This is a genomic window from Microbacterium sp. CH12i, from assembly GCF_000685355.1.
Taxonomy (GTDB): Bacteria; Actinomycetota; Actinomycetes; order Actinomycetales; family Microbacteriaceae; genus Microbacterium.
Genome location: NZ_JHET01000004.1, coordinates 23,378 through 37,835, shown reverse-complemented (window position 1 = coordinate 37,835; position 14,458 = coordinate 23,378). Strand labels below are relative to the sequence as shown.

Here is a 14,458-nt window from a genome sequence, read left to right as displayed (position 1 = left end):
TGACGCGTGCCCACCTATCGAGATGAAGCGGTGATCCTGCGCACTCACAAACTTGGTGAGGCAGATCGCATCGTCACCATGCTCTCTCGCCGAAACGGAAAGATCCGTGCCGTCGCGAAAGGCGTGCGACGCACCTCGTCGAAGTTCGGCTCGCGGCTGGAGCCCTTCATGGTCGCTGATGTGCAGCTTTATCAGGGGCGATCGCTCGACATCGTGCAGCAGGCCGAGTCTCTGGGATCGTACGGTGCTGAGATCGCCGCACACTATGACCGTTTCACCTCGCGAACGCCATGGTGGAAACCGCTGATCGCCTAAGCGACGCGGAGGCGACACCCGAGCAGTATCTGTTGCTTGTCGGAGGGCTGCGAGCACTCTCACGAGGCGAGCACGCTTCGCGCAGCATCCTGGACTCCTACCTGCTGCGCGTCATGGCGCTGTCAGGCTGGGCGCCGTCGCTCGGTGACTGCGCCCGCTGCGGAGCGCCAGGACCGCACACGCACTTCGTCGCGCAGATGGGCGGGCTGGTCTGCACGAACTGCGCGCCGGCTGGCAGCCCACGCGTCGCGGGGTCCACGCTGGAGCTGTTGCGGTCCCTGATTCGGGGCGAGTGGGATGCTGTGGATGCCGCAGCGCACTCCGATACTGCGGCTGCCTCCGGGCTCGTCTCTGCCTATGCGCAGTTTCATTTGGAACGCGGCATCCGCTCGCTTGCTCATATCGCCGCTCCTTTCAGTGCAGCTCCGGCCGATGATTATCCGGCCGATGCTGATCCGTCCCGGGAGGGAATCCGTTGACTCCGAAGCCCTATACCCACAAAGACGCCGTGGCGTATCGCCCCTTGGATTGGACCGGCCTCCGGCCGCCTGCGTTCCGCGCGGTGCCAGAGCACGTCGCGATCGTCATGGACGGCAACGGCCGCTGGGCGAACCGTCGAGGGCTGAGCCGTATCGAGGGGCACAAGGCGGGCGAGGAAGTCTTACTCGACGTCGTTGCCGGAGCCATCCAAGCCGGCGCAAGCATCTCTCGGTGTACGCGTTCTCCACCGAGAATTGGGCGCGTTCGCCCGAGGAAGTGCGGTTCCTGATGGGGTACAACCGCGACGTGCTGCATCGGCGCCGCGATCAGCTAAACGAGTGGGGCGTGCGCATTCGCTGGGCCGGTCGCAAGCCGCGGCTCTGGGGCTCCGTCATCAAGGAGCTGCAGCACGCTGAAGAGCTCACCAAGGGCAACGACGTTTTGACGCTCACGATGTGCGTGAACTACGGCGGACGCGTTGAGCTCGTTGACGCGATGCGCTCTCTCGCTGACGAGGTCGCGGCCGGTCAGCTGAAGCCCAAGGCGATCAGCGAGAAGATGATCCGCCGGCATCTGTACGTTCCAGACATGCCCGATGTCGACCTGTTCTTGCGCAGCTCGGGGGAACAGCGCACCTCGAACTTCTTGCTGTGGCAGTCGGCGTACGCCGAGATGGTGTTCCTCGATACGCTCTGGCCGGACTTCTCACGCGAGGAGCTGTGGCGCTCAATCGAGATCTACCTCGCGCGCGATCGCCGCTTCGGCGGTGCCGTGGATGCTCCGGGTGCTCATTAATCCGGGGCCTGCGACAGTTTCGGTGCGCAGCACGGGCTTCGCACAACTGCACTAATTTCGCACGTTCTGAGGGAATCTCTGCGAGATTGCTGCTGTTGTGCGAGATGCCTGCAGCTACGGACGCGTGAGCGCGCGCAGCCACCGCTCGGTCTCGCGGGAATGCTTCAGGCGCACGATTGTCAGGTGTGGGAACCCTGCGGCGATCCGGGGCATCCGCTCGTTCCATTTGTAGCGCGTGTTCTTCTGCCAGTCGAGAATGTTCTCATCGCCGCGCACAGTGAGAGCATGCCAAAGGCTGGGCTCGACGTTGCCGTTCCACAGCGTTGTCCGAAGCGCTCGGCGCTTCCACGTGCGGCGCAAGAGCCTGCGACGCACCAGCGGGAATGGGTAGTCGAGCCAGATCACCAGCTGCGCGCGCGGTGTCATGATCTCGTCAGTGCCTTTGCTGGTGTACTGCCACTCAGTGACCCAACGCTCCGTCGCGGCGAAGGCGCGCACGTCGTCGAGAAACTCCGGCCGGGGTGTCCAATTAAGGCCGTGAAACAGCGAGTCGATCTCGACATGCTCGAGTGACCACAGCTCGGCAAGACGCGCAGCGAGCGTCGTCTTGCCCGCGCCAGTGACCCCGGCGATCAGCACCCGCTCGGGCTGAAACGGAAGCAGATCATCGGCGGAGAGCATCTGAAGAGGTTATCAACGGAATACTCACGCACGGGAAGGCGTTTACCGTGACGTGAGCGAACCTATTTCCATTGACATCTGGTCCGACATCGCCTGCCCGTGGTGCTACATCGGCAAGCGCAATCTTGAGAAGGGTCTCGAAGCTGTCGCGGGCGACGAAGATGCCCCTGAAGTCTCGGTGACTTTCCACTCGTTCGAGCTGTCACCCGACACTCCGGTCGACTTTGACGGCGACGAGATCGACTTCCTGTCTGGTCATAAGGGCATGCCCCGTGACCAGGTCCAGCAGATGCTAGGCAACGTGACGAACGTGGCGAAGAACGCGGGTCTCGAGTACCGCTTCGACCTGCTGAAGCACACGAACACCGTCAAGGCGCACGAGCTCCTGCACCACGCGAAGGCTAATGGCGTGCAGCATGCGATGGAAGAGCGACTGATGTCGGCATACTTCGTCGAGGGCAAGCATGTCGGCCGGGTTGATGACCTCGTCGAGCTCGCCGTTGAGGTGGGGCTGGATGCCGAGACCACCCGCGCCGCGCTCGAAAGCTCGCAACACCTGCCCGCTGTCCGCCAGGATCAGGAGCAGGCTCGCGCCTACGGCATCCAGGGTGTGCCGTTCTTCGTCATCGACGGTCAGTACGGCATCTCGGGTGCACAGCCGCCCGAGGCGTTCGAGAACGTGCTGCGCGACATATGGTCAAAGCGCGGCGACGCTGAGCCCGCTACCGCCTGACGCGTCTACCGCCTGAGCCGTGTCACCGAAGATGCGGGTGATTACCGCAACACCCGCATCTTCTCGGACACGCTCCGAGGCCGTGTCACAGAAGTGGCGAGTGGGCGAAGCCGCTACCCACCACTTCTCAGACATGCCCGGCCGGCAGCCTACCGAACGAGGGCAGCTTCAATAGCCTCGACGATCTCCGGCGCATCGGGCTTCTGCTTCGGGCGGAAGCGCTTCACTGAGCCATCGGGCAGCACCAGGAACTTCTCGAAGTTCCACTCGACGCGGCCGGCCTTGCCGTCGACATCCGGCGTTGCCTTCAACGTCTTGTACAAGTCAGAAGCACTGCGGCCATTGACCTTGAGCTTGTCGTTCACCGGGAAGGTGACGCCGTAGGTGGTGGAGCAGAACTCGAGGATCTTGTCCATCGACCCCGGCTCCTGACCCATGAACTGGTTGCACGGGAACCCGACGACGCTGAAGCCACGCTCACCATAGGTGCGCTGCAACTGCTCGAGCTGCTCGTACTGCGGCGTCAGCCCGCATTTAGAGGCGACGTTGACGACAAGAAGGACATCGGCGCCGAAGTCATCGAGGGTCTTCTCGGCCCCCTGAGCATCCGTGAACGGGATCTGGCGCAGGTTGGAATCGGTCATATCCACAGCCTAAGTCTCGGGGCACGCATCGAAGGCCGTTGGAGTGGGAGAATAGAGGGGATATGACCATTGCCACAGCACCCGTCCGCGCTCTGCGCATCGGCCCGATCGCCCTCGACGTGCCGGTCGTCCTCGCACCCATGGCGGGGATCACGAACACTGCCTTCCGGCGGCTCTGCCGCGAGTACGGCGCCGGACTCTATGTCAGCGAGATGATCACGTCCCGCGCGCTCGTCGAACGCAACGAGACGACGATGCGGCTCATCCGTCATCACGAGAGTGAGACACCGCGCTCCATCCAGCTCTACGGCGTCGACCCTCGCACGATTGCAGAGGCCGTGCGCATCATCGTCGCCGAAGATCACGCCGATCACATCGACCTCAACTTCGGATGCCCAGTGCCCAAGGTGACCCGCAAGGGCGGGGGCGCAGCCCTGCCGTGGAAGACCTCACTGTTCGCTGAGATCGTACAGCAGGCGGTCAAGGCAGCCGGTGACCTTCCACTCACTGTCAAGATGCGCAAGGGCATCGACGCTGATCACCTCACCTTCCTCGATGCTGGCCGCGCCGCTGAGGATGCCGGTGCCGCCGCCATCGCCCTGCACGCGCGCACCGCGAGCGAGTTCTATTCCGGCCACGCCGACTGGAACGCTATCGGCGAGCTCAAGCAGGCCGTCACCAGCGTCCCGGTGCTCGGTAACGGCGACATCTGGTCGGCAGACGATGCCGTGCGAATGATGGCAGAGACCGACTGCGACGGCGTCGTCGTCGGACGTGGATGCCTCGGCCGCCCCTGGCTGTTCGGCGAACTCGCCGAGGCATTTGGCGGTGAGCACATCCCAGTGGATGCCACGCTCGGATTCGTCGCGAATGCGTTCCGCCGTCATGCCGAATTGCTCGTGGACTTCTTCGAGGACGAAGATCACGGCTGCCGCGACATCCGCAAGCACGTGGCCTGGTACTTCAAGGGCTACCCAGTTGGCGGCGACATTCGCACTGGGCTCGCGAAGGCTGAGAGCCTCGCACACATCGACGAACTGCTCGGCCTGCTTGACCACGACGCGCCGTACCCGGGCGAAGACGCCGAAGGCCAGCGCGGCCGTGCCGGGCGGCCTAAGCGTCCGGCGCTGCCGGACAAGTGGCTAGAATCTCGCGAAGTCGCGGCGGACACCGGTGAGATGCTGCGTGGAGCGGAGATCGAGAACAGTGGTGGCTAGTGGGTATGATCTCCGCGATGCCGAGCGCTTCTTCGCGGAGACCCACCGTTCCGAGCGCGACGACTTCGCCCGTGACCGTGCCCGCGTCCTGCACTCGGCGGCACTTCGACGCCTCGCAGCCAAGACACAGGTTCTCAGCCCCGCGAGCACTGCAGACTTCGCCCGCAACCGGCTGACGCACTCTCTTGAGGTAGCTCAGGTCGGTCGCGAGCTTGCGGTGACGCTCGGCGTCTCTGCCGACGTGGTCGACACCGCATGTCTGAGCCATGACCTCGGTCACCCGCCCTTTGGGCACAACGGCGAGCGCGCGTTGAACGACTGGGCTGAGGACATCGGGGGCTTCGAGGGCAATGCCCAGTCCCTGCGTATCCTCACCCGGCTCGAGGCGAAGGTGCTCGATGACGATGAGCACTCCGTCGGGCTAAACCTCACCCGAGCGACCCTCGATGCAACCTGCAAGTACCCGTGGACCGTCGACAGCCCGGTGCCCGACCCAGGTGGACGACTGAAGTTCGGGGTCTACCCGGAGGACGAGGCGGTGTTCCGTTGGATGCGCGAAGGCGCACCGGGACGGTTGCGTTGCATCGAGGCCGAGATCATGGATCTCTCTGACGACATCGCCTACTCGGTGCATGACTTCGAGGATGCAATCGTCAACGGTTACCTCGACGTCGCTCGTCTCTCAGATCAGACCGAGCACAATGCGCTGGTCGGACGCGTTCAGCAGTGGGTCGGCTATGACTTCACGCGTGAAGAACTGGATGATGCGCTTTATCGGTTGACCCGTCAGCCGATGTGGCTGAACTCCTTCGATCGCTCGCGCCGTGACCTCGCCCGCCTCAAGAACTTGACGAGCGATCTGATCGGACGCTTTGCGCGGGCTGCGGTCGCTGCCACGCGCGACGCATACGGTGGTCCGTCCCTCGCCCGCTACAACGCGCACGTCGTGGTTCCGCGCGTCATCGAAGCAGAGATCGCGGTGCTGAAAGGCATCATGGGCCAGGCGATCGTCACGATCGAAGCGCGAAAGGGCGTATACAAAGAGCAGCGTCGGGTGCTGAAGCGGCTCGCTGACGCCCTGTGGTCCACCGATACGCTGTGGACGTCTGGTGCGGATGTGTTCGAACCTGCCTTCGCCGCGGACTTCGTCGCGGCAGCCTCGGATGCCGAGCGCGCCAGAGTTGTGGTCGATCAGATCGCCAGCCTCACGGACCAGACCGCGCTTGACTGGCACAGTCGCCTGATCGGGGACATCGACCCTGCTGAGGTCGGAATCTGGACTCCGCGCAACGTTCATCCTGGTTCTCGTGCGCACACTCCCGCGCGGATGGTCGGCGAAGGAAAACGCTGATGCCGAGGATCAGGCAAGCTGACGTTGACGAGGTCAAGTCACGCACCAACATTGGCGACATCGTCGGGGAGCGCGTTTCGCTGAAGTCTGCGGGTGTCGGGTCACTCAAGGGGCTGTGCCCGTTCCACGATGAGAAGAGTCCGAGCTTTCACGTTCGGCCCCAGGTCGGCTATTACCACTGCTTCGGCTGCGGCGAATCGGGCGACGTGTACTCGTTCCTGCGTGAGATGGATCACGTCAGCTTCACCGAGGCCGTCGAACGCCTTGCCGGTCGCATCGGGTTCACGTTGCATTACGAAGACGGTGGATCTGCCCCGGAGAACAGCGGCCGAAGCCGGTTGTACGCGGCGAATACTGCGGCGGCAGAATTCTTCCGCGGTCAGCTGCTGACGGCCGAGGCTGAAACCGGACGCCGTTTCCTCGGCGAGCGTGGCTTCGACGCCGGTGCCGCGGCGCACTTCGGCGTCGGCTATGCACCTCGTGGTTGGGAGGGCATGATGAAGGCCCTCACCGCGCAGGGATTCACCCGCGACGAACTGCTCGCGGCCGGACTCGTATCCCAGGGCCAGCGAGGGGTATACGACCGGTTCCGTGGACGTCTTGTCTGGCCGATTCGTGATGTGACCGGACAGACGATTGGCTTCGGCGCGCGAAAGCTTTTCGATGACGATCAGGGCCCGAAGTACCTGAACACTCCGGAGACGATCATCTACAAAAAAGCGCAGGTCCTCTATGGGCTCGATCTCGCCAAACGCGACATCTCGCGGGGCGATCCGAAACGTGTTGTGGTGGTCGAGGGGTATACCGACGTCATGGCCTGCCATCTCGCTGGCGTCACAACGGCGGTCGCAACCTGTGGCACCGCATTTGGCGCCGAGCATATCAAGGTGCTCCGTCGCGTGATGGGCGATGATTCTGCGGCCGGTGAGGTGGTGTTCACCTTCGACGGCGATGAGGCAGGGCAGAAGGCGGCTCTTCGCGCGTTCACAGAAGATGATCGCTTCAACGCGCAAACGTTCGTGGCGGTGGCGCCGAATGGCCTTGACCCGTGTGATCTGCGACTGCAGCGCGGCGACGCGGCAGTTCGTGGCCTCATGGACGCGAAAGTGCCGATGTTCGAGTTCGCGATCGACCGCAAGCTCGGCGGGTTCGACCTCTCGACAGTCGAGGGCCAGGTGGGCGCCTTGCGCGCCGCCGCTCCGATCGTCGCGGAGATCCGCGACAGACTGCTGCGCCCCGGCTACGAACGAGTACTTGCACGTCGTCTCGGAATGGATCCCACGGAGGTGCGGTCCGAGGTCGAACGAGCAGCTCGCGGCGCCAGCGCTCCTGCACGACGCGACCCGGTTCCTGCCACGAACCTCGAGGGAGAAGCTCCGTCGATCGCTCCGGTGACACTGGCCAGCCTGCCACGCACTGCAGAGGTCGGAATGGAGCGCGGCACGCTGATGGGTGCGCTCCAGTACGGTCACCAGGTCGATCAGGAGATGCTTTCGCGTGCGCTGGAGTTGCCTTTCCGGCATCCGGCTCTCGAGGCTGTGCGTGAAGTGATCGCGGCCGCGCCGGATCGAACGCGGGCCGGCTGGTCGATGGATGCTGTCAACGCAGTGCGCGAGCCCTATCGGTCGCTCGCTGGCGAGTTGCTCATGACTCCGTTCCCCGCGAAAGACGAGACGGGTGCGGTTGCTTCGACGGCCGATCTTATGAGACGCATGATCGTGAGACACCTCGATCGTGAAAAGAATGAACTGCTTGGTGCTGTGCAGCGGGTGTCTGCAGAGTCGGATGGCGGGCGGGCGCTGCGCGTTCGACTGCGTGATCTCGATGCCGAGCGTCAGCGCTTCACCGAGTCGTAACAGGTCCGGGCGCCTGAGCCGGGGGAGGATGGGGGACATGTCTCGCAGGCCCATCTCTTCTCACGCGATCGATTGTTCAGACCTGGTGATCGATCGAATCGGTCACGGTGCGCCGACGCGAGCAGTCGACGGTGTGACATTCACGCTGACACCAGGGGAGTTGATCTGCGTTGCGGGTCCCACCGGGTCTGGCAAGTCGACCCTGGTTGCCGCCTTGGCAGGATCCACCGACCCTTCGGTACGCATCGTCGGAGGCCGCGCCGAGGTATGCGGTGTGAACGTGCGAAAGCCGGGTCGACGCCACCGCGAGTTGACGTACCTCACCGGATTCATTCCGCAGGGTGCCGGCGCGAATCTGCCCCCTACGCTCACGGTCTCCGAGGTCATTGCGGAGCCGATCCTCATCCGTGAGAAAAGGGTGAACACCAAAGCTCTTTCCATCCGCGTCGCCACGCTGCTCGATGAGCTGCACCTGCCTCTCGGTGCGGCCGCGAAGTTTCCGTATGAACTCAGCGCGGGGATGCGGCAGCGGGTGGCGATCGCTCGCGCGTTCGTGCTCGAACCGCGGGTTCTTATCGCTGATGAGCCGCTCGCGAACCTCGATCTTGAGGTGCGACCGGTCGTCTTCGATGCCATCACCAGACGCCGCAAGGAACAGGGGATGGGTGCTCTGCTCGTTACGAACGACGCGGCCTTCATTCGCGAGCTCAATGCTGAAACGCTCATGCTTCGCACTGGTCATGTCGTCGCACGGGGGGTAGGTAAAGACCTGCTCTGGGTGCCTAACGCTGAGGCAGATTCAGGCACCCGCTGACTGTCCTGCGACACGCCCGAGAGGTCACGCCGGTGTCGCGAGCACGTGTGGGAGTTTGCTAAGATCGTAGAGTTGCTTCGGCGACAACGCCTGATCCCCGATAGCTCAATTGGCAGAGCAGCCGACTGTTAATCGGCAGGTTCTTGGTTCGAGTCCAAGCCGGGGGAGCAAGCGAAGAGGCCCCGCCTGACGGCGGGGCCTCTTCTATTTCAGATCACTCTGCTTAGCGCGCGGCGCCCGCCAGTGAACCGGTGACGTCAAGACTTGCGCTCGGGTCGGCCGGGTCGGGCTCGTAGATCACGCACTGCACCAGGCGGTCGTCGGCCTGGGTCCAGGTTGCCTCGGTGGGAGTCAGCCACCAGAAGTCGAGCGTGGAGTCGTAGTAGTCCACACCAACGAACTCAGTGAACGCGGGCACGCACTGTGCTTCGACCTCGGCCTGGATCTCTTCGTCACTCGGAAGGTCCCCTTCGGCGAGTTCAAAGTCGAAGAAAACCTCGTCTGTGTGCGGTTCGGAGCAAGGCACCACATCGGCATCCGTGATTTCGCCCGACGTGTCGCTTGCGGGCATGCAGTCGCCGACCTTCAGCGAGAAGATGTCGATGTTTGATCCCTCAGTGACCTCGCCGGTGCTTTCATCGCGCTGAGCGTCGGCCCCGCCGCCACCGATGAGGTTGCTCGAAACGCTGTACGCGCCTAGCTCTCGAGGTCGTCGATACCTGGTGTCCAACTCACGCCCGGCTTACCCCAGCCGCGTTTTCGGGCGATCTTCTGAACCGTTTTCCAGTCGCCATCTGACAACCTGTCGACGTAGAGGATGCCGTCAAGATGATCGAACTCGTGCTGCATGATGCGCGCCCGCCATCCGTCGACCTCGATGCGCACAGCCGCGCCCTCGAGGTCGATCGCGGTCAGGAGAACACGGTCGGAGCGGCGAAGAGGGAAACGCTCACCAGGGAACGACAGGCAGCCCTCGGACTCTTCGTCCGGATCGGGGGCGCCCGGTTCAGGGGGCGAGATCCACAGCACGGGGTTGATGAGCACGCCCCGCCATGGTTGCTCGTCGTCATCGACGTATGAGTACGTGTAGATACGCAGGGGTACGCCGACCTGCGGTGCAGCGAGACCGACGCCGGGCGCGGCATCCATCGTCTCGTACATGTCGGCGACGAGGGTGCGAATCTCGTCGGTGATCTCATCGACGAGGGATGCCGGGGAATGCAGAACAGGGTCGCCAATGATGCGAATCGGAAGAACAGCCACGCCACAACCCTACTGTGAGCGATGCGCCGGGTAGGGTTTCAATGTGAGCGTAGGTGTGTGGGTGACAGGTGCAGATGTCGGCGACCAGCTCGTCGGTGCCTTCCAGAACCCCGCACTCCTCTTGGGGATCCCGCTCGCTCTTGCCGGTGCCGTGTTTATGTCGTTCGGTGCGCAGTACCAGCACCGCGGCGTTGAAAAGGTTGAGAAGCTCAGCGGCGCAGACGGCGCAACGGGCCTCACCGGCGAACAGCTCAGGCGCCTGCTGACCAGACCCTCCTGGATTCTGGGCACGATCATGCTCGGGCTGGCGATCCTCTGCCAGCTGGCAGCACTGTCGATCGCACCGTTGATCGTTGTGCAGCCGCTCGGCGCGATCGCCCTGGTGATCACCACACTGCTGAACGCCAGAATCACGGGTCACTCGCCAACACGACAGTCGCTGATCTCGATCTCGGCGTGCGTCGGTGGCATCTTCATCTTTGTGTTCTTCGCGGCGATCTTCGCAACCGAGCAGCGCATATCTGATCGTCAACTCTTCGTGATACTCGCGATTCTCCTCGTCGTGATCATCCTCCTCGGCGCCTGCTGGCTGGTTCTTCGTCGCCGGATGCGCGCACTGTTCTACGTCGTTGGTGCCGGCGTCCTCTACGGCTTTGTAGCGACGCTTGCCAAAGCGGTTATCGAGCGCGTGAAGACCGGCCAATTCGACTGGATCACCGTGGTGTGCGTCATCGCATTGATTTCAGCCGCGGCCGTGGGCGCCTACTTCGTGCAGACCGCCTACAGTTCAGGGCCGCCTGACCTGGTGATCGCCGGGCTTACGGTTGTCGACCCGCTCATCGCCGTGCTCATCGGGATGGTTGTTCTTGGTGAGGCCGCCGCCGCACCGCCGTGGGTTTTCGCGTGCTTCGGCGTCGCCGGCGCGATCGCGGTCTGGGGTGTGGTGGGGCTTGCCCGCTTCCACCCGCAGGTGCTCAGCGAAAGTCAGGAACTCGGCATCCGCCGGGGGAGCGACGGGGCAGAGACGCCCGATCAGTAAGCCTGGTCGATGAGGTCTTCAGATACCTCGGCGGCCGCGGCCTGATCCACGAAGAAGATCGTGCGTTTGCGTCCCTTTGCGCCGGCTGCCGGAACATTCGTGTAGCTCGCTCCCGCAAGTGCGAGACCGAGAGCTGCCGCCTTGTCAGCGCCAGTGAGCACCAGCCAGACCCGCTTTGATGAATTGATCACCGGACGAGTCAGTGTGACCCGCTCCGCCGGAAGCTTGGGCGAGTCACGAACAGGGAGTGCCGTGGCATCCGTCTCGGTGACCTCGGAGCGGTCAGGGAAGAGTGACGCGATGTGCCCGTCGGAGCCGACGCGAGAAAGCACACGGCGAATGATGGCCAGGACAGATCATCGTGGGCGAACTTCGCGAGTTCGCTCGCATACGCTTCGGCAGCCTCATCAAGTGTGAGTCCGCTATCGGAAGCGGCGATCTCGTGCACGTTCTCGGCCGGAACAGCGATGTGATCCAGCAATGCCTCGCGCGATTGCAACGCGTTTCGGTCGGCATCATCGTGGGCGACGTAACGCTCGTCCCCCCACCAGAAGTGCACGAGCGACCAGTCGATCTTGCCGACCTTCGGATGTGCGGCAACAGCGCGGAGAACAGCGGCGCCCGTCGTCCCCCCGGTGAGGGCGACGTGGGCGACTCTGCCGTCCTTCGTGCGTGCACGTACGCGCATCAGGAATCGATCGGCGACGCGCTCAGCAACGGCCGCCGGGGTTGACTCAACGACGACGAGCTTGTCAGCGGATGATGCCTGCATGCGAATTACTCTCCGGTCTCGGGTGGGCCCAACTTCTCCCAGCCCTCTGTGATCACTCGACCGTACAGGACATCAGGATCCAGTCGACGCAGTTCCTCGGCGAGGCATTCGCGCAGGGTACGCCGCGGCAGATGCAGGTCATGATCCGGCTGACCTGGTTGCGTGAGCACAGCGACGCTGGTCTCCGGACGCTCCAAAAGGATGTCCCCACTCGCGCGGGTCAGACGGACCGACTTGATACCGGCTTGCCAGTGCGAGGGATCCTCGAAATGCCAGCGCACTGGGACATCCAGCGAAAGCTGCAACCACGCAGCCAGCAATGCAGTCGACGGCGAAGCGGCGGCGCCAAGGACTTCGGCGGACGTGATCGTCTCGTACGGGGGTTGGTCGAGCACTGCCGCAAGCTGCTCACGCCAGTGGGTAAGTCGCGTCCACGCCAGATCGGTGTCGCCCGGCGCATGCGTCTTTCCCCGCAAGGACAGACGGGCGCGAACGTCAGATGCGGTCGCCGCGTCCGTGATGCGGCGCTGTGCGATGTGGCCAAGCGGTGAGGACGCCGGATTCTCTGGAGCATCTTCGGGCCACCACGCAACGACGGGAGCGTCCGGAAGCAACAAGCCAGTCACGAGGCTCTCCTCGTTGCTTGCGGCGTCGCCGTAGGCACGGAGCACCACAACCTCGCTGGCTCCGGCATCCCCACCGACGCGGATCTGCGCGTCGAGACGAGCCTCACCGTCTCCAGTCGTGAGCACGATGACACGCATCGGGTGCTCACGGGAGGCGTCATTGGCGGCATCAATCGCAGCTTCAGCAACGCCGTTGCGTGCCGAGATGATGAGCGTCAGCACGCGGCCGAGGGCGACAGCGCCACCCTCTTCGCGTACCTTGACAAGCTGCTTGGCAACCTGACTCACGGTCGTGTCGGGAAGGTCGATGATCACGGTCGTCTCCAGACTCGTCCGTCGCGGGCTAGGAGGGCGTCAGCGGATGCCGGCCCCCACGAACCGGGAGCATATTGCTCGAGCGGTCCGCCTTCGCCAGCCCAGTACTCCTCAACAGGGTCGAGAATCTTCCAACTCAACTCGACCTCTTCATGCCGCGGGAACAGCGGCGGATCGCCGAGCAACACGTCGAGGATGAGGCGCTCATAGGCTTCTGGGCTCGCCTCGGTGAAGGCGTGGCCATAGCCGAAGTCCATGGTCACGTCGCGCACATTCGTACCAGTGCCAGGAACCTTGGAGCCGAAGCGGATCGTGACGCCCTCGTCGGGCTGCACACGGATGACGAGCGCATTCTGACCGAGCTCTGCCGCGTTGCCGCGACCGAACAGGTGCTCTGGCGCGCGGTTGAATACCACGGCGATCTCGGTGACGCGTCGGCCGAGACGCTTGCCGCTGCGCAGGTAGAACGGAACTCCTGCCCATCGACGAGTAGCGATCTCGAGCTTGATGGCGGCGTAGGTCTCGGTGATCGAGTCCGGGTTCATGCCGTCTTCGTCAAGGAACCCGTCGACCTGTTCGCCGCCCTGCCAGCCGCCGGCGTACTGTCCGCGCGCGGTGGCGAGTGACAGATCGTCGGGAAGGGTGACAGCCGCGAGGACTTTCTCCTTCTCGGCGCGCAAGTGCTCGGCCGACAGGCTGATCGGCTCTTCCATCGCGGTGAGCGCCAATAGCTGCAGCAGGTGGTTCTGGATGACGTCGCGCGCAGCGCCGATGCCGTCGTAGTACCCCGCGCGACCGCCCACCCCGATGTCCTCGGCCATCGTGATCTGCACGTGGTCGACGTAGTTTCGGTTCCAGATCGGTTCGTACAACTCGTTTGCGAAGCGCAGCGCCAGGATGTTCTGGACCGTCTCCTTGCCGAGGTAGTGGTCGATGCGGAAGATCGAGTCGGCGGGGAACGCCACTTCAAGCGCCTTGTTCAACGCGCGCGCAGAATCCAGGTCGTGTCCGAATGGCTTCTCGATGACGACACGACGCCACTGATCGTCGCCACGATTTTCCCCCGACGAGCCCAGAATCCTTCAGCTGCTTAGCAACGAGCGGGAACGACTTCGGGGGGGATCGAGAGGTAATACGCGTGGTTGCCCATGGTGCCGCGTTCGATGTCAAGCTTCTCGACCGTCTCACGAAGCTTCTGGAACGACTCCGGGTTGTCGAATTCACCGGAGACAAAGCGGATGCCCTGCAAAAGCTGCTGCCACGTCTCCTCGCGGAACTCGGTGCGAGCATGCTTCTTCACCGCCTCATAAACCACCTGTGCGAAGTCCTGGTCAGCCCAGTCGCGACGTGCGAAGCCGACCAGTGCGAACCCAGGGGGCAGAAGCCCGCGGTTTGCCAGGTCGTACACCGCAGGCATGAGCTTCTTGCGCGACAGATCACCGGTCACACCGAAGATCACCAGCGCGCTGGGACCTGCGATGCGATTAAGGCGACGGTCGTCTGGGTCTCGCAGCGGGTTGTGGCCGCGTGATACGGGAACGGTCATCGGCGGGGGAT

Annotated in this window: 11 protein-coding genes, 1 tRNA gene and 4 pseudogenes; 9 read left to right on the top strand and 7 right to left on the bottom strand. The window is 63.6% G+C overall.

Going from position 1 to position 14,458, the window contains the following annotated elements:
- The first annotated feature begins 6 nt into the window (after positions 1 to 6).
- Positions 7 to 794, top strand: a pseudogene (gene recO / locus DC31_RS05215) (DNA repair protein RecO).
- A pseudogene (locus tag DC31_RS05210) lies at positions 791 to 1,590 on the top strand (isoprenyl transferase). Before recO ends, DC31_RS05210 begins: the two co-directional pseudogenes overlap by 4 nt.
- Before the next feature lie 114 nt (positions 1,591 to 1,704).
- Here the strand turns inward: DC31_RS05210 and DC31_RS05205 are convergent.
- On the bottom strand, positions 1,705 to 2,271 hold the full coding sequence (locus tag DC31_RS05205; protein WP_036277835.1) for an ATPase AAA: 567 nt from the start codon (positions 2,269 to 2,271) through the stop codon (positions 1,705 to 1,707).
- A gap of 52 nt (positions 2,272 to 2,323) precedes the next feature.
- Between DC31_RS05205 and DC31_RS05200 the strand changes: the two genes are divergently transcribed.
- Complete coding sequence (locus DC31_RS05200) at positions 2,324 to 3,004, top strand: DsbA family oxidoreductase (protein ID WP_036277832.1); 681 nt, start codon at positions 2,324 to 2,326, stop codon at positions 3,002 to 3,004.
- A 149-nt stretch (positions 3,005 to 3,153) separates the two neighbouring features.
- Here the strand turns inward: DC31_RS05200 and DC31_RS05195 are convergent, their stop codons facing one another.
- Entirely contained in the window at positions 3,154 to 3,648 is a 495-nt protein-coding gene (locus DC31_RS05195; protein WP_036277829.1) for a glutathione peroxidase, read from the bottom strand.
- 62 nt (positions 3,649 to 3,710) lie between these two features.
- On the opposite strand from DC31_RS05195, the gene dusB reads away from it, so the two are divergent.
- From dusB to DC31_RS05170, 5 genes are all read left to right on the top strand, one after another.
- A complete protein-coding gene (dusB, locus tag DC31_RS05190) occupies positions 3,711 to 4,865 on the top strand; it encodes a tRNA dihydrouridine synthase DusB (protein WP_036277827.1) in 1,155 nt (384 codons plus the stop codon).
- Complete coding sequence (locus DC31_RS05185; RefSeq protein WP_235201350.1) at positions 4,858 to 6,216, top strand: deoxyguanosinetriphosphate triphosphohydrolase; 1,359 nt, start codon at positions 4,858 to 4,860, stop codon at positions 6,214 to 6,216. Before dusB ends, DC31_RS05185 begins: the two co-directional genes overlap by 8 nt.
- Positions 6,216 to 8,072 carry a DNA primase gene (dnaG, locus tag DC31_RS05180; protein ID WP_036277822.1) on the top strand — a complete coding sequence of 619 codons (1,857 nt, stop codon included), beginning with the start codon at positions 6,216 to 6,218 and terminating at the stop codon, positions 8,070 to 8,072. Before DC31_RS05185 ends, dnaG begins: the two co-directional genes overlap by 1 nt.
- 37 nt (positions 8,073 to 8,109) lie before the next feature.
- A complete protein-coding gene (locus DC31_RS05175) occupies positions 8,110 to 8,886 on the top strand; it encodes an ATP-binding cassette domain-containing protein (protein WP_036277819.1) in 777 nt (258 codons plus the stop codon).
- A gap of 94 nt (positions 8,887 to 8,980) precedes the next feature.
- Positions 8,981 to 9,053 (top strand) — tRNA-Asn (locus DC31_RS05170).
- A gap of 56 nt (positions 9,054 to 9,109) precedes the next feature.
- On the opposite strand, the gene DC31_RS05165 is transcribed toward DC31_RS05170, so the two are convergent.
- Positions 9,110 to 9,616 (bottom strand): septum formation family protein, encoded by a 507-nt coding sequence (locus DC31_RS05165; RefSeq protein ID WP_051606446.1) that lies wholly within the window; start codon positions 9,614 to 9,616, stop codon positions 9,110 to 9,112.
- The gene (gene def, locus DC31_RS05160; protein WP_036277816.1) at positions 9,583 to 10,149 is read right to left on the bottom strand and encodes a peptide deformylase; all 567 of its coding nucleotides are present in this window, start codon (positions 10,147 to 10,149) and stop codon (positions 9,583 to 9,585) included. The genes DC31_RS05165 and def overlap by 34 nt, the downstream gene beginning before the upstream one ends.
- Positions 10,150 to 10,192: 43 nt before the next feature.
- Between def and DC31_RS05155 the strand changes: the two genes are divergently transcribed.
- Positions 10,193 to 11,188: a DMT family transporter gene (locus DC31_RS05155; protein WP_235201349.1), complete on the top strand. Its 996-nt coding sequence runs from the start codon at positions 10,193 to 10,195 to the stop codon at positions 11,186 to 11,188.
- Here DC31_RS05155 and pgl read toward each other — a convergent pair.
- The 3 genes and pseudogenes from pgl to zwf all read right to left on the bottom strand — a co-directional run bounded on the left by pgl (position 11,182) and on the right by zwf (position 14,447).
- Positions 11,182 to 11,960, bottom strand: a pseudogene (gene pgl / locus DC31_RS05150) (6-phosphogluconolactonase). The gene DC31_RS05155 and the pseudogene pgl sit on opposite strands and share 7 nt — an antisense overlap.
- Positions 11,961 to 11,965: 5 nt before the next feature.
- Positions 11,966 to 12,901 (bottom strand): glucose-6-phosphate dehydrogenase assembly protein OpcA, encoded by a 936-nt coding sequence (locus tag DC31_RS05145; protein WP_036277813.1) that lies wholly within the window; start codon positions 12,899 to 12,901, stop codon positions 11,966 to 11,968.
- Positions 12,898 to 14,447 (bottom strand): annotated as a pseudogene (zwf, locus tag DC31_RS05140) (glucose-6-phosphate dehydrogenase). The gene DC31_RS05145 and the pseudogene zwf overlap by 4 nt, the downstream one beginning before the upstream one ends.
- Positions 14,448 to 14,458 lie beyond the last annotated feature (11 nt).